Origin of the sequence: Natranaeroarchaeum aerophilus (assembly GCF_023638055.1) — an archaeon.
In the GTDB taxonomy this organism is placed as follows: domain Archaea; phylum Halobacteriota; class Halobacteria; order Halobacteriales; family Natronoarchaeaceae; genus Natranaeroarchaeum; species Natranaeroarchaeum aerophilum.
In genome coordinates, this window is sequence record NZ_JAKRVY010000027.1 from 1 (window position 1) to 1,212 (window position 1,212).

A 1,212-nucleotide genomic window follows, 5' to 3' on the forward strand; every position below is an offset into this window, starting at 1 on the left:
ACTTCCTAGTTCTGACGGTTCGTTCCGGTGCTGTCTAGTGATTCACCAGAGCCGAGAGATTCCAATCGATGTTGTGGAGAGGCCATCTGCAGATCAGGTCCACCTTGATGATCATGGCGGTGGTGATACATGTAGAACCGACATAGTGGATTGTATTCAGGGCGGTGATATGATTTCAGCTTATTTCGTCAACGGTGATGGTGAATGTGATGACATGTGGGGGAATCTTACAATTACAGCTGGTGTCACTCAAAATGATGAGACGCACGTGATGACCAGTGCTCACGGATTCACAGATAGCGATGAGGGGACTTGCGGCGTAGATATTAGTGGAATGCCAGCGTATCAGGGCGTCACGTGCTCCGAGGACAAAGACCCCAATCTAATCGGCCACGTCCAAGACTACAGCCACGGACTTGATTTTGCGATAGTTGATACGGATGATTATGATCACAGCGTCAGTTCTGGAGTTGTCAATGAAAGGCTGGACATTGATGGATATGTGACTGAATCCGGCCTAGACTACATGGAGAGCAATAATGAAGATTGTTATAAGTTTGGAACTAGAACGTGTCATGACAGCGGCATCGTCACTGGTATCATGGAAGGCTATTCGCGTTGTGGTGAAGGGAATACTTGGGTTGAGATGACTACGCAAGCGGCGAACGGTGATTCTGGCGCGCCTCACTACCGCGAAGTCAACAGGTGGAGGGACTATCTCCAACTCATAGGGCCGCACGTGGAGCATACTACCTACCTCCGAAACGGCCGAATTCCAACACACGACAAATCCTACTGCCCTGCCGCATTCCAGATCTACGACGAGCATGGAATCTCATTTGATATGATGAGTTGTTAAATTAAACCGAAGAATATTCTTCCCCACACGGGTCATTTTAGTTCAGTAATGTGTCATGCTTCTGCAGATGGAAAGTTTATATAGGTGGTTAGATGCGAATAACACTCCTACTGATCAGACTAACATATATTGCTTATAACAGGGAAGCGTCGTAAAAGTGATAACGAGGTCTGCATGAGGGACTTAGTATTATATAGTTTACATCTCAATATTTACTGGAAATATTTTACAAATTAATAGGATCCAGAATTATGAATAAGATTATATACTAGATTGTGTCCTGATTAGAAGTATTTTGTTAGACTGGAGCGTGTCATAGAAACGTTCTCAATGAAGGAAGCAGGGTGTTGGAA

Annotated in this window: 1 protein-coding gene; it reads left to right on the top strand. The window is 45.0% G+C overall.

The genetic code is table 11. The features are described 5' to 3' along the window. A partial coding sequence (locus tag AArcSt11_RS16835; protein ID WP_250598865.1) for a hypothetical protein occupies nucleotides 1-859 on the top strand: 859 nt, incomplete at its 5' end. Between the last annotated feature and the right edge of the window lie 353 nt (nucleotides 860-1,212).